We start from the raw sequence: 19537 nt of genomic DNA, 5'->3' as shown, positions 1-19537 counted from the left end.
CGATCATCGGTCCTGTTCATGGCGAGCCAGGCGTTGGCCCAGTACCAGGCGCAAGCGCGCGGGCATGGCCCCGAGCAGGCGCAACGCCAGAGTGAAAATGCCGGGAAAATTGATCTCCAATGGGCGCCGCGACAGGCGCTTGGCGATATGCCGGGCGGCGCGCTGTGCCGACCACAGTTGCGGCATGGGGAAATCGTTGCGGCGGGTCAGTGGCGTGTCGACGAAGCCCGGGCTGACCAGGGTGACGTCGATGCCTTCGCGGGTCAGGTCGATACGCTGCGACTCCACCAGATAGCGCACGGCCGCCTTGGACGCGCCGTAGGCACCGGCGCGGGGCAACGCCAGCCAGGTCACTGAACTGCCCATCACCACCAGGTGAGGACGATGGCCGGCGCGTAGCAAGGGCAGGGCGGCCGCCAGGCAGTAGCTGACCCCCATGAGATTGGTGCGGATCACGCGCTCGACCACGGCCGGGTCGAAATGGCCAGGCTCCAGGTATTCGCAGGTACCGGCATTGAAGATCGCCATGTCCAGCGCTCCCCAAGCCAGCTGGATCCGGGCTGCGATCTCGGCGACTTGCTCCGGGTCATCGAGATCGCCGATCGCCAGCAGCACCTGGCCTGGAAAACGTTCCGCCAGAGACGCCAGGCTATCCGCGTGACGACCGCCCAAAGCCACTTGGTGGCCTTGCTCCAGCAGGCTTTGCGCGAGCGCGGCACCGATACCGCTGCTGGCACCGGTCAACCAGCAGCGGCTCATGCCAACCTGCCTTTGAGCCAGCGGATAGCGCCGCCCATGACCGGAATGTGTTCATAGAGCAGGGCACCTGCGTCGAAATAGTCCTGGTGAAAATGAACCCGGTCGCGCCACAGCAAGTGACTGCAGCCTTGCAAAGTGATCGGCTGGCCGCGGGCCAGGCGTGGGTGGCGGAATTGCAAGGTCCAGCGCAGGTAACCCTCGCCAGGGCGGACTTCGTCGGCGCCGGCGAAGGCATAGCGAATATCGTCGGCGTTGGCGTACAGCTCGGTGAGGTAGGCCCGCAGGTCCGTCAGGCCCTGAATCTGATGCAGGGGATCGCAGAAGATAATGTCTTCGCTGTACAGCTTTTCCACCGCGTCGAGATTGTCTCCCGTGAGGGTGGCGAACGCCTCGGCGAATTGCTGTAGGTAAGCTGACATGGGGCGCTCCAGGTAATCCTGTACAAAAAAGAAATGTTGTACAGGTATGTCTGAAGCGTACGGTTAAATCTGTACAAGTCAATCCTCTTGTACAGTTATTTCTTCAGCGATTGGCCTCGGCGAGTTGCTGGCGCAGCTGCGCAACTTCTGCTTCCAGCGCGCGAACCTGCTCCTCGGCGGCTATTTGCGCCGTGACGTCGCGTTGGATGCCGATGTAGTACGTCAGTTGGTCCGCCTCGTTGTGCACGGGCGTGATGGACAATTCGTTCCAGAACAGGCTGCCGTCCTTGCGGTAGTTACGCAGGACCTGACGGCAGGGCCTGCCTTGGCTGATCGCTTCGCGGATGGCGGCGATGCCTGCCTGTTCATGATCCTGGCGCTGGAGAAAGCGGCAGTCCTGGTAGAGGATGTCATCGGCGCTATAACCGGTGAGACGCTCGAAGGCGGGGTTGGTGTAGATGAGGATACTGTCGCTGCCCTCCTGCTCGGCGACGACGATGCCATCGTTGGAGTTCTCGACCATCAATTGCAGGAGTTTTGCGTCGATCATTTGGCCCACCCACGAAATTATGCAGCAGTCTGCGTAGCGCACCTGTGCGGAGCGCCGGCGCGGTTTGCCACATGATGACCTACGGATGCTCGCCGCAGAAAGACTGTATGGGTTTAGAATGTGCCACCTTTCGGATAAACCCCTCATATGACTGAAGCCACTTCACCCGATTTGCTGCCCATGCGTGATGTGGTCAGCCTGACCGGCATCAATCCGGTGACACTGCGTGCCTGGGAGCGGCGCCATGGGCTGATCCGCCCGCAGCGCACCGACGGTGGCCATCGGTTGTACACGGCCAATGACGTGCAGCGCATACGCGACATCCTGCGCTGGACGGCCGCAGGCTTGTCCATCAGCAAAGTCGGCGAAATGCTCGAAGGCCAGCGTGAGGTGGTCCCACCCCAGGACAGCGAGCTTGACGATTGGCGTGAGGCCGTCGTGCACGCCACGAGAGCTTTCGATACCCAGGCTCTGGATGCGCTCTATCGCCAGCTGTTCTTGGTTTTGCCCAAGGCTGTCGCGCTGCGCAAGGTGCTGATGCCGGTCTGGCATGACCTGGCTTCGGGCAGTGCGCCGGGTGAGTGCAGCCAATGGCTGTTCCTCGACACGTTCCTGCGTGGCCGGCTGCTGCTGCGCCTGCAGACGAATCAGGTGGAGACGCCGCGGGTGCTGCTGGCAGGCACCGAAGGGCATGCCGAACTGCAGTTGCTGTGCGCCGGGGTGCTGCTGGGCGGCAAGCAACAAGGCGTCGAGGTGCTCGGCTGCGGGCAGCCATTGGAGGAACTTCCCCTGGTGTGCGCGGCCATCCAGCCAGCAGCACTGGTGATTGCGCTGCAAGCGCCGGTGAACCCCATCCTGGCCAAGCGCCTGCGTTCGTTGCAGATGGACATCGCTTGTCCATTGGCCCTGATGGGCGCGGGGCTGGACCGTTCGCAAGCCGCCTTGGAAGGCATTCCGCTGTGCCTGTTGAACCAACAGGACGCCGATGTCGAGGGCGTGCTCAACGCCTTGATCAGGGGCAACCTGGATCTGTGACCAGCGTTTGCACGACTCTGCGGACAAGCATTCAGGCCATCCAAGTGATGGCCTTTTGATTTTAGTTGGATCCCGCTAGAATCCGCCACCCTCTCCATGAGCGGCATATAGCAAATTACGCAAGGAAGATGATATGCAATTTGGAAAAGCCATAGGCCTCGCCCTGGCCCTGAGCCTCACTGGCTGCGCCAGCTTCACCAAAGATGAAGTCGCCCCCGTGAACCTGCCTTCGATGGCCAGCTACTCGAACAAGCCGAACGTCTATGTCGACTTCGATTTCTACCAGGGCGAACCCGACAGCGCCAAGGCCACCGAGATGCCGCAAGCCCGGGACATGCTCAAGCCCGAGCTGAAACGTACCTTCGATGAATCAGGGCTGTTTGGCCGTGTGGTTTTCGATGAGTTCCAGAAGCAACCCGGCGACTACAGCCTGCGCCTGAAGGTGTACAACCACGCGCCAGGCGGTGGGCAAATGGTCCTGGCGTTCATCAGCGGTTTTTCGCTCGGGGTTATTCCTGCACTGGGAACAGATCAGTACACCATGAGCCTGGAAACCGTGGACGAGCGTGGTCAATCGTTGGCCAAGACCAGCAACCACGACGCGATCAACACCTGGATCGGCATCTGGTTCCTGCCGCTGGCAGGCAACACCCCCAAGGCGGCCGTCACCGACACCTTCAACCGCCAGGTCAATGCGCTGTTGAAGAACTGGGTCGACAACAACCGCATGAGATACTCCGCTGTCGACACCCGCATTCCACGGGGCTGACAGCCGATAAGAAAAGAGCTGCGATTGCGTAATAGCCGTCAGCAAAGCCTGTGGGAGCAAAGCTTGCTCGCGATAACGACAGACCAGTCAACATTACTGCTGACTGACTTACCGCAATCGCGAGCAAGCTTTGCTCCCACAGGTGTGTAGCTTAACTGACTGGCATTAGCTGCGATTGCGGCTCTTTATTTGTGCTTACTTCAACGCTTGAGTGAATTGTGGATCGCTGTACAAATTCTTGAGCAGGTCCTGCACCATCGGGTTGTAGTTGTTCGCAGCCGCCGGAATGGCGATCGGGCCGAAGAAACTGCTATCCCACTCACGCTGCACGTCCTTGGTGGTTTCGTAGAGAACCTGGTCACCCTTGCGTAGCGTGAAGCGCGCAGACAGCTCGCCATGACCGCTGCCCATGCCGGCAGTGAGCTGGTTCTTGATCAGTTGAACCTGCAATTGCCGGTCAGCACGTGGGTCCAGCAGACCCGCCTGGCGCAGCTCATCGTTGATCGCCGCCTGGATGTGCAGTGGAACGCTGCCTGCGGGGGAAGAGATCGGGTTCATGCGCACCATCAGCGACCCTTGGCCGGAATCGGCATTCACCTGGGCTTCGCGCAGGGGGTGCATCGGCTCATGTTGCTTGAGCTGCTGGACGTTCTGGAAATTGGGTTCATAGCGAGCCATGGTGACGCCGCAGCCTTGGAGCAGGAGAGCGCAGAACGGTAGAGCCAGGTAGAGCTTCTTCACAGCAAGTCCTTATGTGCTTTTTTGGAAGGGGGATTATCGGTGGATGGCATTAAGCTATCAAGGATTGGAAGCGCTGTTGTGGGTGATGGGCCAAAATTGGCCTCTCGCGAATAATCACATCAGAAAAATTTCTCATTTACTCACCAAGGTGTTTTGCATGTACCACCGTTGCCTTTCAATTCTGTGTCTTAGCTTCATTTCTTCGTTGTCATTCGCTGAAGCACCGCGGCCTGAAGCTATTGCCGAGTATCTCGCAGCACAGAAGGACATGGATGATTTACAAAACGGCTATGCGCAACTTCAGACCCTGGCTGCGCAGGCTGACACTGACCCGGCGAAAGGAAGAGCACTTGCTGATGAGTTAATCAACATCAGCAAGCGCATGTACACGCACCTGGATAATGCCATCGCCGCTGGGCACGCCGTCGCGATGTACCAAAAGGCTAAGCTGCTGTTTGCAAAAAAGCCATTTAAAGACAACAAGGACATGTGTGAGCTATATAGTCGTGCCGCCGAGCGTGGACTGATGGCGGGTGCTTTGGAGTATGCCAAATGCGTTGATTTTTACCCGCCCAGCGAAGAGTACTCCAGGCGGCTGGAAATACTTCGGGTGACGATTGAGGGCCGGGATCCCTATTTGTCGGAGTACCCGCTAATGACCTCATTCCCATACTGCTTTCCCAAGCACAAACCAGCGTTGCAGCCGGGCGAAGACGCTGTCCAATGGGTCGTGGACAATGCGAGGCCCCAAGCATTGAGCGCCGAGGATTTCCGCGCGGAGGGTTATTACACGCTGGCTATGTCGGGAGCAAACGAGCAAACGAAAGCATCCAAGGCGGGATTCTTGAGATTGGCTTTCGCCCATGGGTGCCGAGAAGACACAGCGCGAATTGCGAAGTATTTAGGCGTTACAGTACCACCGGTGCCTGTTGTTGCCTCACCATCGGTGAAGTGATTCAGATGGGCAAATCGGCTGGGGCCGCATTTAGCGAGAAGGGGATTGGTTGCATCGATAGCAGCGTAGGGGGGCGCCCAAGAACCTCCTTTCGTCTCGTAAAGTGGCAACCAGACTGACCCGTGTCTATGGTTTCGGGCGACAGATGGCTAACGGAGGCATGGACATGGGCCAGAGCATTTCGCCCGCCGCTTCAGCTGTGCGGAATACAGGCATGGTGGTCACGCCCTTATGGGGCTCGGACAAAATCGGAGGCATCACGGTCGATCCGGACGGTGCTATCTGGCTTGGCGCTTATAGTCGCCTGGGACTAGGAGGCGAAGAGGATTCAGGCTTCACCGGTAGCCTGGTCCGGTTCAACGCTAACGGAAGCCTGGACCGCAGCTTCAGTGAAGACGGTAAATCGCTCCTGCCTGTGTCGCTCGATATCGAGGACGGCGGTAATGCCGCGGTGCAGCCGGGAGGCGGGTACCTGGTGACGCATTACGTGAAAGTTGGCGACGCCTGGGTGTCGGGCATAAGTCGTACCTTGGCTGACGGCAGCCTCGATATGAGTTTCGGGAACGGAGGCACCGCGACAGTGCCTTTCTACTGGAATGACTTTCTAAGCCAACAAGCGTCGTTCTCTGTACAAACCGACGGCAGCTTTTTCGCAAGCGCCGGGTATCCCTCCGGGGAGATCCATATCGCCCGCTTCGACGCGACGGGGACCTTGGTCTCGTCTTTCGCCGAGGGCGGGATCCTGGACCTGCCGGCGTCCGTCGGCATTCACCCCGCCAGCATGATCGACGTTTCGCTGCAGGAAGACGGAAAGGTATTGGTCACGGGGCGAGATACCCTGACCCGCCTCAACCAGGACGGTACTCTGGATAGCAGCTTTGCGAACGGGGGCAGCCTGGCCCTGGATGTTCATGCAAACGCCCTCGTCATCCAGGACGACGGCAAAATCCTCCTGGCGGGCGCCTCGGGTGGCGTGGCGACCGTGATCCGGCTCAACGCCGACGGCTCGCTCGACACCGATTTCGGTCATCAGGGGCAGGTCAGTTGGGGGTCGGAAAGCGCTCCTTTCGCAGTCGCCGACATGATCGTGCTGGCCGACGGCAAGCTGTTGATTGGCGGAAGCCAGGGAACGAGCGCGGACGGCTATCTGGCTGCCTTGGTTCAGTTGAACGCCGACGGCAGCCTGGACCACAGCTTTGGCAATCCCGACGACGGCTATCACCACCTTGACGGTGGCAACGATGATGACTTCTTGCTGGGTACCGCCTCGTTCGACGATGCGATCTTGGGCGGGGCCGGTAACGATCTGCTCGATGGCCAGCAAGGCCGTGACCTGCTGACGGGCGGTGCCGGGACCGATACGTTCCGTTACCAGTCAATTACAGACAGTTACCGAACCGCAACGGCGGCCCATAGCGACCGAATCACCGACTTCGACCCCAGCACCGATACCATCGAGCTCTTCTCCCTGGGCTTCCTCGGGCTGGGCAATGGACATGACGGAACGCTGGCGATACGAGTCAATGAAAGCGGGACGCAGACCTACCTCAAAAGTTTCGATACCAACGCAAATGGGGAACGCTTCGAACTGGTCTTCGACGGTGACTTGAGCCAAACGCTGAATGAAACCAACCTTCTGTTTCAGCAAGCCAATTTGATTGGTACCGAAGAGGCCGATCGTCTACAAGGCAACGCTCGAGGTGAAATCATCGAAGGATTGGCGGGCGATGATCGTCTTCATGGAGCGCTAGGAAACGACATCTTGGTTGGCGGGGAGGGCCGGGACCTGTTGGTGGGCGGCGGCAACAACGATGTGTTTCGCTTCGACGCACTGAGCGACAGCTACCGTACCGCCACCGAAAACCACTCAGATCGGCTGATTGACTATACCGCGGGTGAAGACAGGATCGATCTGTCCGCCTTGGGCTTTACGCAGCTGGGCAATGGTTACAACGGCACGTTGGACGTGGTGTTCAACGAAGCCAAGAACCTGACGTACTTGAAGAACTACGAAGCCGACGCCCATGGGGCTCGATTCGAGTTGAGTTTGGTAGGGGACCACTCCGGTTACCGGAACCTGGACATCATCTTCGCCGAGCCCTCGGGGGATGAGGTCTTTCAATTGATAGGAGTGGTGGATCACTGGGTGTAGGACCTTTTTCGGATGTTTTTGGGGGCGGCGATACTACGTCCGTAAGGGTCTTCGTCAACAACAATCGGTCAGCGGGACAGGCTGCTTCCGGCCAAAAGCGGACGGTGTGACAGGTAAAAAATCGGCCCGAAGCGGATACTACCGAGTGTCTATTTAATCTGCGGCGATCTACCCCTTCTATTCGCCTGAACTATCAGCCAAGGGATGGCTGGAATTATCCATTTGAGCCCTCACCTTGCGTGGCGTACTTCCTGTCCACGATTGAAATGCGCGAGCAAAAGAGTTGGAGTCCTCGAACCCCAAAAGAAACGATATCTCCCCGCTCGACATAGCAGTATTGCGCAGGTAGTGGCGTGCCAAGGCGTCTCGCAAAGTATCTAGCGTCTGCTGGTATGTAGTCCCTTCGTCCTGCAGCCTACGCTGAAGCGTGCGGGTGCTTACCCCTAGTTTTCGACTGATTTCCTGCATCGATACCGCGCCCGCCGGTAAAGACTCAAGCAGCGTACTGCGTACCCGTTCGACCATTCCGGATGTCCTGTCCAGGTCGGACAAGCGCTGGCGCAGACTGGGCTCAAAGAACAACCACATCTTATGGTTTTCTGTCAGAAAAGGGCGCTCGACGTCTGCTGCTGCAAATACCACGCTGGCCTGTGGCGCATCAGTCACGGGAACGCCGAAGTAGGCTTGGTACGCCTTCAAGTCCGAGCCAAGGGTTGACGGCGATGGCCAGTTCACCTGCAACGGCTGCACAGCGCTGCGGGTCGCCAACCTTGCCAGTTGAACAAAGAAGACGAGCTTGAATGCTAAAAACACAGTAGGTGGCGCGGAGGCGTCTAAAAAATCCATAGTGACGGTGGTATGCAAATTAGTACGCACGACCCGAATCACCATGGGCGCAATCAGCCTCACATACTTAGCGATTCGCTCGAGAGCACTGCCCATATTGGCACTGCACAGCGCGGCAAAAAGCTCTGGGTCAAACCAGTCTGACGACATGACCTGAGCAATTTGCAACGGAGCGGGCAAATCGGCGTTCACAGATTTGGCTTCGGCTTCAATAGCTTCCCAAAGCTTGAAGAAGTTTGCCGAGTCTAGACGAACGTTCTGTCGCGTAAACAAATCGCCTGGTAATTGCGCGCGACGCAAAACGGGAGCAGTTGCCAGTCCCGCATCTTGCATCAATACCCGCCATCCTGGCCAAACTGAATAGTCCAAAGCTGAGTTGCGCTTACCGATCATGGGAAATGTACTGCACTCATGGGGAGATTTATTTGAATTTCAGGACTCAGTTTAGGCTGCCGATCACGCCACGACAACGGCGGATTGCGCCAGAAATACCAGGAAAAATTGGCGCCTTTCGAGGTGAAGTTGGCGCGTTTGGCGAGTGCCAACCGTTCATTAGGCGAGCAATGTATGCCTATCTGAGATGTTGAACTGGCCGATCTCGAAGATCGCATCGTTATCGCGAAAATACAGAACAAAGCATCTTCTAGATCAAGAGGTGTTTTGGGCTTTTCCTCACTATTGGTAGTCATATGAAAAAGACAGTTTTAATCACCGGTGCCTCATCGGGATTCGGCTTGATGCTTGCCACCAGTCTTCACCAGCAAGGCTTTAACGTCGTTGGCACAAGTCGCAATCCGGAAAAATATGCCAACACAGTCCCATTCAAATTACTGCGTCTGGATATTGACGATGATAGTTCTATCCAGATGTTTACTGACGAGCTGTTTAAAAACATAAAAACCTTGGATGTTTTGGTCAATAACGCCGGCTATATGGTGACGGGGATTGCGGAGGAAACACCTATAGAAGTAGGTCGTCAGCAGTTTGAAACGAACTTCTGGGGCACCGTCAAGGTTACAAATGCAGTGTTGCCGCAATTACGAAAACAGAAAAGTGGCCAGATCATCACAGTCAGTTCAATTGTAGGGTTGATAGGGCCACCTAATCTTTCTTACTACTCGGCATCAAAACACGCGGTGGAAGGATACTTTAAATCTTTACGCTTCGAGCTGAATCAATTCAATATCAATGTCAGCGTGGTCGAACCCGGTTGGTTTAAAACAAGTCTGGGGCTGAATGCCCGCTCTGTTACGGATATCAAGATCGCAGACTACGACCTCTACCGCACAAAAGTGAACCTGGTAACACAAAAGGGTATAGATGAAGCAGAATCGCCGCACGCCGTTGTGAACGCTATCATCAAGCTTATCGGCACGAAAGAGCCGAAGTTCAGCAATTCGGTGGCAAAGATGGCCGGCATGATTTTGTTCCTTCAAAGCTACCTGCCCAAGATTTTTGAGAATGCAATATTTAAGAGCATTGCATCAGGCAAAAAACTATAGAAGATCTATAAGGCTATTTTTTGTCGATTCGTGTGCTCAGTTAACGAGAGCTAACTTATGAAATATTATCTTTGCAAGTATGTTCCGCCGCGCGCGGACTTCCTGGCAACAATGACTGCCGAAGAGCGTCAGTGGATGACTCAACATGGTAGTTATCTGAATGAGCTTCTTGAGCAGGGAGTGGTCGTGGCCCACGGCCCGGTGATTGATCCTGATGGCAGCTATGGTGTTTCGCTGTATCAAATTGAGGATGATCAGGATATCGCGGCGATCACATCGCAAGACCCTATCGTAAAGAATGGAAGTGGGCACTACGAACACTACGCAATGCTTCATTTGAAGGCGCGTGGATGATTCGTGCGCTGTCGATATCGCTGAGCTTTTTTATAAAACAAATGACTTTAATGCTCAGCAGGCGGCCGCGCACTAAATTATAAATGCCAACAATAGGAAGTATAGATATGACAACTGCACTTATCACTGGCGCATCGAGCGGCATAGGCTCTGTTTATGCTCGCCGGTTTGCCGCTCGCGGCAAATGATCTCGTCCTCGTCGCTCGCGCGACCGACAAACTCAACATTCTTGCCACTGAGTTACGTGACAAACATGGTGTTTCCATCGACGTCATAACTGCTGATTTGACTGACAGCGCTCAGATCGTGCTTCAGAAGGAAAAGGGGACAGATTTATTTTCCTGATAAATCTGTCCCTTTTCGCCCTGTGGTTGCTCTGACCATAAAGGACTGAATCACCTCCGGCTTTATAGATCCCCAATGAGCGCTTTTGGCCGATAGTTAACGCTCACTAGCGTTTACGTTCGGCCCAGCCTATGTGAAAACATCGCCGAGCAGTTCAAGACCTGCGGTTTAAAACCATAACTGGCAGCCTTCGTTCGTTGTCCTTCGAACAGCAGTGGCTGGGCTCACTCATAAAATTTACCAGCCAGCAAAATGGCCGCACAGCGTTGCCATACGTTTGATCCGCTGGCACTCACAGGGGAACTGAGTGAGCTGGCAGTCGCCCACGCTGCGGCAGCATCCAGAAAGGTATCAATAGAGCCGTTTTCCCACCCCAACGCCCCCGGTCTATAGGAGGGCAACGGAGAGGTCTCCTCCAGCGAACGCTCCTCGGCGAAATCCATACCTAGCGCTTCAATGAAACGGATAAATGATTGTTCGTCGTCTACAGTTTTCAATAGCTCATCAAGATTTATGGGCATGGTGACCTTGGAAGTACGTGAAAGCTGATAGCGAAGGAGTCATTCTCACTACGCCGCTGTGCCATGAGATGGGAGAGAAGGGGACAGATTCATTTCCAGCTAAAACTCTTCTTCACGCTATCAACCTTTCATCATGATTAACCGTGTGCGCTCGACCTTCGTAACGTGATGAGCTTCTGGCAACTTTCCGCCACTTCCGGGTTAGCCGCGGCAAGTGTGGACAACACCTGATACATCTCCTGGGCGTTTGGAAACGGGTATACCTCCAGGCCCAAGGCAATCGTAATCTTGCGCGTATCCTGCCCCTCCTTGAGCCACGTCTCAACCTCACGCGTCATGGCCGAACCGTTGTCGTTTGTTTGCCATGCCAACATATTGAACAGTTCTGCAACCAGCTCTTCCGATACCGTTCGGGGTATTTCTGCGAACAGGCGATTGGCTAGGTCACGCTCGCCAAATACGCTGACAACGTCACTCACGGCGGCAAACGCTCGAGTGTATTCAGCGGCGTTGCGCTCGATTGTAATAATATCGAGCGCGTATTGTAGCGACGGGTGCATCCGGACACTCCATGGTTTTTGCAGGGGGGCATTCGGGTACGAATGAGCATCTGACCCAGTCAATCGTCTGAACGATGATAGGCGCTGTCTCACAGACCAGATGTGAGAGAGAAAGAGGATAGATTTATTTTCCTCTTTTCGCAGATAATAAATCTGTCCCCTTTTCGCTTTACGCTGTGCTGACGAACGTCTACAACTATGGCGAACAGGTAAAAGCAAACCTTGGGGACTATCACCATGACAAGGATGACTATCCGGGGTGGCTGATCACCTATACCCGAACCGGGAAGCACGTCTATGAAAATGATCCCATTGTGGTCGGAGCCTGGCTGATCAAAGCTGTCGACCAAAAAATGGAATGGGACGATGTGCGAGCAGACAATCTTTAAGCGATCCGATAGACCTGCGAGCGAGCCTTTGCCGGTCTGCATAGGAAGCAGTAAGGCATAAACCCAGACCCCAAGACTTTGTTCCTTGCTCGCTAAGGAGCAGCTCACTCGGAGTGTTCATATTCGAACGCTTCGTGACCCCTTTGAAGGGTGGTGGCCTGAGACACTGCGGCGTCCCCGCTTCATGATCAGAGCTGTCACTCCCCAGCGGGCTGGCTGCGTGTCAACAGGGCTCATGCCACAAGGCCTGACTACTCCTGAGTGTCTGTTCTGGCCGAAAGCAGCCTTCCGGGTTGTGAGTGTTGATAGCAGTCTTCGGTCACGCCTGATCACTGACATGTTTGATAAAACCGATGCAGCAGTAAGGCTTGAGGATGCGAACGGGTGAGCCTATCTGTGCAATCATCTGGGAGGGAAAAAACGGGCACTCTCAAGCGCCCGTCGTTCTATCAGCTTTCAAGCTGCGCCTGAAGTCGTCGACCAATCACCTCCAGTAAATCACACCCGTCGCGCAACGGAATGACCAGTAATTGCGCAAAATCCGAAAGCACCACCGTATCGCTGGCAATCTCGGATCGGAACGCTATGTTCTCCAATACTTGAGTCACCACTCGAATACGGTAATCAGCGGTTGCGTGCAGTACGTCAAGCGGTGCCTGGGTATCGATGAGTAGGGAGGCGGGGGTACAGTCGATGCCGGTGATGGGCACGTATTTTTCCATGTTTGAAACTCCGATCCAGTGAAGTTAGACCACTCAATCGTCGCCAAACAATTGGGTGGCAGTTGCACGCAGGTTGGCGAACCGGGATCGAAAACCGGCAGACCCGAAGGTCTCCCGCGCGCAACTACCATAACGGGCAGCCGCGCAAGTGTGCCAAAGCCTTCGCAAAAGCGCAGTACTTTTGCACCTGATCCCAGGTCGCCAAACCTGATCGCCCTCTTGGGCGACGGGAAAGACTATAGATTTGCGCGCTCAAACCGGACAAGGTGAGAGATTCCGAGAGCATCGTAGGAATCGTGAGAGTTCTGCGCCGAAACGAACCAACATTTTCAGGATTCGTAGGACAGTGGGAAGGAGTTCTGCATGTTGATCGGCCACCGCTTCGAGCGCACCGCCCTGGGCGATCTGCGCATCCACTCGCACAATCAGGTGCAGAACACAGCCGTGCTGCTGGTAGGCGCGCTTGCCTTCCTCTTGCCGGTGGCGTTCGCGGTGTTCGCGATCGCTGATGGAGGCTCGCCGTCGGCTGGCCTGGATCCGCTGTCCTCATTGCTCATCGTTCTCGGGCTGCTGCTGATTCCGGCCCTTGGCCTGATGCTGATGGTTTACACCGGCATCCGCGAGAGCTTGGTGTTGTCGCGCGTCGACGGTGAAGGCAAGCGGCTGACCCGAAACTTTTTTGGACGTCGCGAGCGTGTGCAGTCGGTATTCAGAATCGATGCCGTCAAATGCCTCGAACTTCGTCGTCTTCCGCAGGCTGAGCAAGCCCGAACCCAGCTGTGGCTGGTGATGATGGCAGTGAGCATCGCCTGACCACCGATAACGTTCCGGTAGTGCCGGGGACTCAACGCACTGACCTGTGGCTGCGTGAGCTGGCCGGCTATTTGAGCGTGGCGGTGCCTACTGAGGTCGTCGGTGCTTCGGCGATGGCGGCTAAGGCCGTCTACAGTCCGGCTCCAGCGCCCACCAGCGGCAAGGCGGTGAGGGATGCCAGGCGGCGTAGAGGAAAAGGGGGCACGGCTGCGCCCGAGACGAGTACGAAGCTCGGTGTTCCAGCGCGTGTCTTGCTCATATTACTGGGTACCTTCCTCGCGGTGCTGGAGCTGACTAATCTCGTCGCATTGGTGCCGTCTCTGTTTACCGGACGGCTGCACGCCAGCGGTTTTCGAACCGGCTCGACGATCTTCTATTGGGCGGAGCAACCGCTGAGCTTTTCCTTCAATTTGCTGATGGGGGTCGCAGAGGTGTTGATCATTGGAGCCATAGCCTGGGGGTGCTTGCGCATGGCGTTCCGGGGGCGGATGGGGTCCAATTCCTGAGGCAGTTCTAAAGCCTCGATGGGGGCCGCTTCGCAGCCCAGCGGGGATGAATCCCCTCGCCACACAAGGATATTGCCAACGCCATGACCAGCTCCAATCAACTCTCACCAGCATGGCTACGTCCTCCTGCAGCGAGCGTTCCCAAGCGAGTGGCTCGCAGGGCTGCGTAGCCTATTCGACGCGAGCGTAATACCTAAGGATCAGTGGCCAACCCCTCGTAGCTGGGACTGGCGTCACTCCCTGCTGGACCGCGATCCAACGATCCAGGTGGTGTGTCGTCTGCCACCGCTGCTGGCGGCAGTGGGTGAGTTGATGAACTGCTTATAGCCGCTCATCGAACGCGGCCCATCGCTATCAACGAAACGGTGTTATTGGCGTTACACCACACTCGCAGTGGCCCAACCACAGGGAAGGAGCGCGCATGAGCCAAGCTTTCAATTCCAGCGATCTCACCAAGCACACAGCGCCTGAAAATTTGCAGGTCACGAGCGACAGTAGCAGGGTCAGCAAGAACCCGATCGAACTCATCGTGCAAGGTACCTCCGGCAGTGACTACTTACGCGGTGGGCTGGCCAACGAGCTGCTGATGGGCGGGGCCGGCAACGACCAGATAGTCAACGGGGGCGGCAACGACGTGATGGTCTCCGGTGCCGGATTCGACACTTTGTACGGTGGCACCGGCAACGATGTATTCCGCTTCGACCGCATCGGCGACAGCTATATCAAGGCCGGAGGGGAGTTCACCGATGCCATCAACTATTTTGACCCCGCCCACGATATCCTCGACGTGTCGGCTCTAGGCTTTAGCCATTTGGGCAATGGCTATGGCGATACCCTTCACATACGTAGCGAGCCTCTGCGCGGCATCTACATTCTGGAAAACTACGAGCAAGACCATAATGGCCGGCATTTTGCCGTGCAGTTCCTGTCCAACAGTGGCCTTATTACCGATGCCAACTTGCAGCTGCTGATTACCGGGACCTCGCACATCGACCAGTTAGTGGGAACCGACGCCGGCGAAACCATCAAGGCCGGCGCTGGCCGCGACACCATCGAAGCGATTACGGGCAATGACCGGCTATTCGGAGGCGCCGGCGGCGACACTCTGAGCGGCGGCGCGGGCGCCGACACCTTTGTGTACAGCCTGCTCAGCGACAGCTACCGCAACGATGCCAGTGGCAGCTACAGTAGCCGCGACCTGATCACCGACTTCAGTGGCAACGGCCATGACATGATCGACGTGTCCGCGTTGGCCTTCACCGGGCTGGGTAACGGCTACAACGGTACGCTGAAGGTGGTCCTCAACCTGGCTGGCGATACCACCGCGCTTAAATCGCTGGAGGCCGATGCCAACGGTAACCGCTTCGAAATTCTGCTCAGTGGGAACCACGTCAGTGAACTTAATGCCAGCAGTGTGCTGTTCGCCCCGCCCAGTAATGCGACAACTGTGACTACCCCGCAGCCGATCACACCGGTGAATCTGGCCGGCGACGATAAGGCCAATACCCTGTATGGCTACTGGGGCAACGATACTCTGGCCGGCGGTGCAGGAAACGACACCCTTGAGGGTAACGCTGGCAACGACGTGCTGACCGGTGGGTTGGGCGCGGACAAGCTCACCGGCGGCACAGGCAATGACCGTTTCGTGTTCACGAGCAGTGGCGACAGCTATGCAGGCAGCAGCGACCTGATCACTGACTTCATCTGGGGCGAAGACAAGCTCGACGTCGCCGCGCTCGGCGTGACCGGTTTGGGCGACGGCCGTGATGGCACCTTGCGCATGACCTACGATGAAATCAACGACCGCACCTACCTGCGTAGTAGCGAGGCAGGCGCCGATGGGCACGCCTTTCAGGTCACGCTAGCCGGATTCGATTACACGCGATTGATCACCAATGCCGACCTGGTGGTTGCCGATACGGTAGAGGTGGAGCTCATTGGGCAATCCCCTGTGGATTACCTGAGCTAACATTTCCCTCACAGCCGGCTGTCAGCCCCACCCTTAGTTAAGCGACCGCTACGGTGTGGGTGCTGACGGCAGCCATCGGTCGAAACTCCGCATGTTGATCGGACACCGCTTCGAGCGGGGTGCCTGCGCGTGGCGTTTCGGGGGCGGATGGGTTCCAATTCCTGAGGGCAGTTCTGACGCCTCGATGGGGGCCGCTTCGCAGCCCAGCGGGGATGAATCCCCTCGCTACACAAGGATATTGCCAACGCCATGACCAGCTCCAATCACCTCCACCAAAATGGCTACGTCCTCCTGCATCGTGCGATCCCAACCGAGTGGCTCGCAGAGCTGCGTAGCCTATTCGATGCGGGCGTAATACCGTCTGATCAATGGCCAACCCCCCGTGGCTGGGATTGGCGTCATTCGCTGCTGGACTGCAATCCAACGATCCAGGCGGTGTGTCGTCTGCCATCGTTGCTGGCGGCAGTGGGCGAGTTGATCGGCGAGCGTTTTTTTCTCGCGCAGGTGGAAGGACGCGAGCCCCTGGCAGGTGGCGGTCATCAGCAGTTGCACCGCGACCTGTCGGCCCAACGGCCGGGCGATACGGCGGTCGCCCTGGCTTTTTTCGACGACTATGGCCCTGGGAACGGCGCGACGCGTATTGTGCCTGGCAGCCATCGCCCGCCGCCGGGAACGCCACCCTTCGACTTCGCTGACGAGTCCCGCTCCATGCAGCTTTCGGGGTATGCCGGCGACATCCTGGTGTTTGATGCCGAGCTGGTTCACGCGGCCAGTCTGAACGTGAGTGGGGCTCGTCGTCGTTCGATCTTGGTGGGCTATTTTTCGGAACAGCTTTATGCGTCGCACCTGGAAACGGCGCACTTACGGAATATCCGGATGGACACGAGCGAGCGGTTCGAGCCTGCCGATTTTGTCTTTGGTTCGGTATAGCCGATGCAGCTTTCAGTTACCGTATCTGAGTAGTACGCCCCAGCCACTGCTCACGGTCCAATGCCCATACCTCTTTGTCCAATTCCCCGCTGACAAATCGCCCCCGTTCAGTCCTGAGCAATCGCATCCCCTCACTTTCCGAAATGCGCCGAGAGGCCTGATTACCAACGGCCTTGGGCACTACCATTACCGGGCGATCAAGCGTCACGAACCAATACTCGTTGATCACCTCGCACGCCTCGCTCATGTAGCCGAGCCCTTGCCATTGCGGTGACAACCAGAAGCCGCGGTGGTTGTCTGGTTGGTCAAAGAGGGAAATGCTGCCGATGATCTGGGTCGGGTCTGACGCCAGGCGGATCATCCAGTGCCACTCTTTGCCACGCTCGATGGCGGGCAGGGCGTGGTCGCGCACGTAGGCCAGCGCGCCGTCGGCGGGGTAGGGCCAAGACACTCGGCTATCGAGGTAGCGGACCACTTCCCATTGGGGGAACAGCACCTGGATGGCGGGGGCGTCGGTCAGTTGCAGTGGAGTGAGGATCAGGCGTTGGGTTTGGAAGGTCGGGAAGCTGGGCATGGCGGTCGGTCCTTGAGCGCGGATGGATGAAGGTAATTGGATTCCGGTATCGATGTCGACTGGGATGGGAGTGAAAACGGTAGGTCCTTTGGCATCGGTGCTGGATGTGCTGCCGCCATCGCGAGCAGGCTCGCTCCCACATTGGATTGTGGCCTGCTACATGACCTGAGTTCGTCCCCGGATCCCCTGTGGGAGCGAGCCTGCTCGCGATAGCGGTGGGCCTGCTGGCATCGGTGCTGGATGTGCTGCCGTCTTCGCGAGCAAGCCCGCTTGTGTCTGAGTAAGGGAATAAACTCTGGGGTGAGAGGGGTAGATGGCAAGCTGTGAGTCCGCGGTGCTTGAAGCACGAGTGGGAGCAAAGCTGCCATCTACCTTTCTACTCTGGCCCATAAGCCCGAACAGTTGGACGAGCGGCACTCGAATCACAAGCGTGGGCAAAGCCAGAGCACTCTCACTTCTGAGTGTAAGAGGGTTTCGCCATGATTTCCTGGGTCGGCATCGATATCTCCAAATCAAATCTCGCCGTTTGGGTTCAGCCACAGAACCAAGGCTATGAGGTCCCCAATACACTTGAGGGCTTTGCACAACTGGTCGAACAGCTAAGCCAGTACACGATTGGTCGGGTGTTGTTGGAAGCCACGGGCGGCTATGAACGAAAGGTTATGGCAGCACTGCAGGAGGCAGGTTTCAATGTGCTCAGGATCAACCCTCGCCGGGCCAGGGCCTTCGCTGTAGCCATGGGCAAGAATGCCAAGACCGACCCCATCGATGCGGCTGTGCTTGCCGATTTTGCCGAAGCCCTGCATGCGTCTCGCGAAAAGCCCATTTCACCTGAGCGTGAGGCACTGCGTGAACTGATTCAGCTGCGCGAACACTTCGTCCAGCAACGAGACGACAACAAGCGCCGACTGCAGCAGGCCCAGCTACCGGTGGTTATCGAGACGATCAAAGACCATATTCACTACCTGCAAACCCAAATCAAGCAGTTCGGCAAAGCCATTAATCAAAGCATGCGTAAGCTGGATGCGGAAAAGGCCGACCGACTCACATCAGTTAAAGGCATCGGCACCGTGGCGACTGCCAGTTTGCTGGTTTACTTGCCCGAACTCGGTGAGCTTGATCGCAGAGAGATAGCGGCCCTGGCGGGAATCGCCCCCTACAACGACGACAGTGGTAATCACAGCGGGAAACGTCAGATTTACGGAGGAAGAGCTCGCGTCAGACGTGCGCTTTACATGTCGTGCTGGGTTGTCATCCGCTACCATGCCGACTTCAAGGCTCGGTATGAGGCACTTCGAGAGCGAGGCAAGAGCGCGAAAGTCGCGCTCATCGCCTGCATGCGAATATTACTGATCAGGCTGAATGCCATGCTTCGAGACGGCACTGAATGGCGGTGATGGGCGGCAAGGTAAGACAGTTGCTCCCACATGGACCGGGGCTGACTTTGATTCCGTGATTACCGCAGATCCCCTGTGGGAGCACAGCTTGCTCGCGATGGCGGTAGTACAGTCAATCTTTAAGCGACTGGTTCACCGCTTTCGCGAGCAGGCTCGCTCCTACATTATCCGGCGGTGACTGTGATTCCGTGATTACCGCAGATCCCCTGTGGGAGCGAGCCTGCTCGCGATGGCGGTAGTGCAGTCGCAAGTGATGCCAGCTATGCCATCGTCATCCCGGGCAAGTCCAAAGAGATTCAATCTTCCTTGCGAATCGTCGCCACGTCATCGGCGCGCACCCGGACTTTCTTGCCGGCAATGTCTTCGAACTCGTAGAACCCGTCGGAAGTGCGGGTGTTAGGGGTGTCCTTGGTCAAATACTGGGTACCGTTCTGCAAGGTCACGACGGTCGGCGTCGAGCAACCGGCCAGCGCCAGGAGCGCTGCGGCAGCCAAGGGCAGGCCCAGAAATCTGATGTTCATATCCATACCTCTCGATCAAAAGGACGCAGCTGATCCGGCCGCGCCATCACTGTAATCAACCGCCATTGGTCCCGCTTACTGTAGGAAAGTTCATCGTCTACCACAGGATTTCACCTTTTAATCGAGGGGACCACTCATCCTTTGCAGTTGCCCGTGCTGTCCGTAACTGGTATCTGTACGCATAACCAGTACTCCAGCACCCGTGGCG

General features: G+C 56.9%; 20 protein-coding genes and 2 pseudogenes. 12 read left to right on the top strand and 10 right to left on the bottom strand.

Annotated elements, in window-relative coordinates; genetic code table 11:
* Nucleotides 1-3 precede the first annotated feature (3 nt).
* The 3 genes from ACODTO_RS08225 to ACODTO_RS08215 all read right to left on the bottom strand — a co-directional run bounded on the left by ACODTO_RS08225 (nt 4) and on the right by ACODTO_RS08215 (nt 1728).
* Nucleotides 4-759: an SDR family NAD(P)-dependent oxidoreductase gene (locus ACODTO_RS08225; RefSeq protein WP_139648579.1), complete on the bottom strand. Its 756-nt coding sequence runs from the start codon at nt 757-759 to the stop codon at nt 4-6.
* Entirely contained in the window at nt 756-1178 is a 423-nt protein-coding gene (locus ACODTO_RS08220) for a nuclear transport factor 2 family protein (RefSeq protein ID WP_139648580.1), read from the bottom strand. The genes ACODTO_RS08225 and ACODTO_RS08220 overlap by 4 nt, the downstream gene beginning before the upstream one ends.
* Nucleotides 1179-1281: 103 nt before the next feature.
* The gene (locus ACODTO_RS08215; protein WP_139648582.1) at nt 1282-1728 is read right to left on the bottom strand and encodes a PAS domain S-box protein; all 447 of its coding nucleotides are present in this window, start codon (nt 1726-1728) and stop codon (nt 1282-1284) included.
* Nucleotides 1729-1875: 147 nt separating this feature from the next.
* Here ACODTO_RS08215 and ACODTO_RS08210 point away from each other — a divergent pair, with 147 nt between their 5' ends.
* Both ACODTO_RS08210 and ACODTO_RS08205 read left to right on the top strand, forming a co-directional pair.
* On the top strand, nt 1876-2763 hold the full coding sequence (locus tag ACODTO_RS08210; RefSeq protein WP_139648584.1) for a MerR family transcriptional regulator: 888 nt from the start codon (nt 1876-1878) through the stop codon (nt 2761-2763).
* A gap of 133 nt (nt 2764-2896) precedes the next feature.
* A complete protein-coding gene (locus ACODTO_RS08205) occupies nt 2897-3532 on the top strand; it encodes a hypothetical protein (RefSeq protein ID WP_139648586.1) in 636 nt (211 codons plus the stop codon).
* A 195-nt stretch (nt 3533-3727) separates the two neighbouring features.
* Here the strand turns inward: ACODTO_RS08205 and ACODTO_RS08200 are convergent, their stop codons facing one another.
* Nucleotides 3728-4273: a hypothetical protein gene (locus tag ACODTO_RS08200; RefSeq protein WP_139648588.1), complete on the bottom strand. Its 546-nt coding sequence runs from the start codon at nt 4271-4273 to the stop codon at nt 3728-3730.
* 43 nt (nt 4274-4316) lie between these two features.
* Here ACODTO_RS08200 and ACODTO_RS08195 point away from each other — a divergent pair, with 43 nt between their 5' ends.
* Nucleotides 4317-5228 carry a hypothetical protein gene (locus ACODTO_RS08195; protein WP_464709243.1) on the top strand — a complete coding sequence of 304 codons (912 nt, stop codon included), beginning with the start codon at nt 4317-4319 and terminating at the stop codon, nt 5226-5228.
* Between the two features lie 166 nt (nt 5229-5394).
* On the top strand, nt 5395-7380 hold the full coding sequence (locus ACODTO_RS08190) for a M10 family metallopeptidase C-terminal domain-containing protein (RefSeq protein WP_489106261.1): 1986 nt from the start codon (nt 5395-5397) through the stop codon (nt 7378-7380).
* 177 nt (nt 7381-7557) lie between these two features.
* Here ACODTO_RS08190 and ACODTO_RS08185 read toward each other — a convergent pair whose 3' ends face one another.
* Nucleotides 7558-8559, bottom strand: coding sequence for an AraC family transcriptional regulator (locus ACODTO_RS08185; RefSeq protein WP_489106295.1), 1002 nt, complete (start codon nt 8557-8559; stop codon nt 7558-7560).
* 356 nt (nt 8560-8915) lie between these two features.
* Between ACODTO_RS08185 and ACODTO_RS08180 the strand changes: the two genes are divergently transcribed.
* From ACODTO_RS08180 to ACODTO_RS08170, 3 genes and pseudogenes are all read left to right on the top strand, one after another.
* Nucleotides 8916-9728: an SDR family NAD(P)-dependent oxidoreductase gene (locus ACODTO_RS08180; RefSeq protein WP_489106260.1), complete on the top strand. Its 813-nt coding sequence runs from the start codon at nt 8916-8918 to the stop codon at nt 9726-9728.
* Between the two features lie 57 nt (nt 9729-9785).
* Nucleotides 9786-10082 carry a YciI family protein gene (locus tag ACODTO_RS08175; protein WP_489106259.1) on the top strand — a complete coding sequence of 99 codons (297 nt, stop codon included), beginning with the start codon at nt 9786-9788 and terminating at the stop codon, nt 10080-10082.
* A gap of 107 nt (nt 10083-10189) precedes the next feature.
* A pseudogene (locus tag ACODTO_RS08170) lies at nt 10190-10373 on the top strand (SDR family NAD(P)-dependent oxidoreductase); the annotation flags it as partial.
* A gap of 278 nt (nt 10374-10651) precedes the next feature.
* On the opposite strand, the gene ACODTO_RS08165 reads toward ACODTO_RS08170, so the two are convergent.
* Complete coding sequence (locus tag ACODTO_RS08165; protein WP_489106258.1) at nt 10652-10948, bottom strand: DUF7660 family protein; 297 nt, start codon at nt 10946-10948, stop codon at nt 10652-10654.
* Between the two features lie 137 nt (nt 10949-11085).
* On the bottom strand, nt 11086-11508 hold the full coding sequence (locus tag ACODTO_RS08160) for a hypothetical protein (protein ID WP_489106257.1): 423 nt from the start codon (nt 11506-11508) through the stop codon (nt 11086-11088).
* 176 nt (nt 11509-11684) lie between these two features.
* Between ACODTO_RS08160 and ACODTO_RS08155 the strand changes: the two genes are divergently transcribed.
* On the top strand, nt 11685-11897 hold the full coding sequence (locus ACODTO_RS08155; protein ID WP_489106256.1) for a hypothetical protein: 213 nt from the start codon (nt 11685-11687) through the stop codon (nt 11895-11897).
* A 449-nt stretch (nt 11898-12346) separates the two neighbouring features.
* Here ACODTO_RS08155 and ACODTO_RS08150 read toward each other — a convergent pair whose 3' ends face one another.
* Entirely contained in the window at nt 12347-12619 is a 273-nt protein-coding gene (locus tag ACODTO_RS08150) for a hypothetical protein (RefSeq protein WP_489106255.1), read from the bottom strand.
* 363 nt (nt 12620-12982) lie between these two features.
* Between ACODTO_RS08150 and ACODTO_RS08145 the strand changes: the two are divergent.
* From ACODTO_RS08145 to ACODTO_RS08135, 3 genes and pseudogenes are all read left to right on the top strand, one after another.
* A pseudogene (locus ACODTO_RS08145) lies at nt 12983-13938 on the top strand (hypothetical protein).
* A 421-nt stretch (nt 13939-14359) separates the two neighbouring features.
* Nucleotides 14360-15907 (top strand): M10 family metallopeptidase C-terminal domain-containing protein, encoded by a 1548-nt coding sequence (locus tag ACODTO_RS08140; protein ID WP_489106254.1) that lies wholly within the window; start codon nt 14360-14362, stop codon nt 15905-15907.
* A 249-nt stretch (nt 15908-16156) separates the two neighbouring features.
* Nucleotides 16157-16837: a phytanoyl-CoA dioxygenase family protein gene (locus ACODTO_RS08135; RefSeq protein WP_489106253.1), complete on the top strand. Its 681-nt coding sequence runs from the start codon at nt 16157-16159 to the stop codon at nt 16835-16837.
* A gap of 16 nt (nt 16838-16853) precedes the next feature.
* Here the strand turns inward: ACODTO_RS08135 and ACODTO_RS08130 are convergent, their stop codons facing one another.
* Nucleotides 16854-17411, bottom strand: a complete 558-nt coding sequence (locus tag ACODTO_RS08130) for a GNAT family N-acetyltransferase (protein WP_489106252.1) — start codon at nt 17409-17411, stop codon at nt 16854-16856.
* A 479-nt stretch (nt 17412-17890) separates the two neighbouring features.
* Here ACODTO_RS08130 and ACODTO_RS08125 point away from each other — a divergent pair, with 479 nt between their 5' ends.
* Nucleotides 17891-18808, top strand: coding sequence for an IS110 family RNA-guided transposase (locus ACODTO_RS08125; protein WP_489106251.1), 918 nt, complete (start codon nt 17891-17893; stop codon nt 18806-18808).
* Nucleotides 18809-19104: 296 nt separating this feature from the next.
* Here the strand turns inward: ACODTO_RS08125 and ACODTO_RS08120 are convergent, their stop codons facing one another.
* On the bottom strand, nt 19105-19329 hold the full coding sequence (locus ACODTO_RS08120; RefSeq protein ID WP_139645640.1) for a YgdI/YgdR family lipoprotein: 225 nt from the start codon (nt 19327-19329) through the stop codon (nt 19105-19107).
* Between the last annotated feature and the right edge of the window lie 208 nt (nt 19330-19537).

This window comes from Pseudomonas sp. FG13, assembly GCF_057809755.1.
The sequence above is the reverse complement of the archived record's forward strand: the minus strand, read 5'-3'. Positions and strand labels throughout refer to the sequence as shown.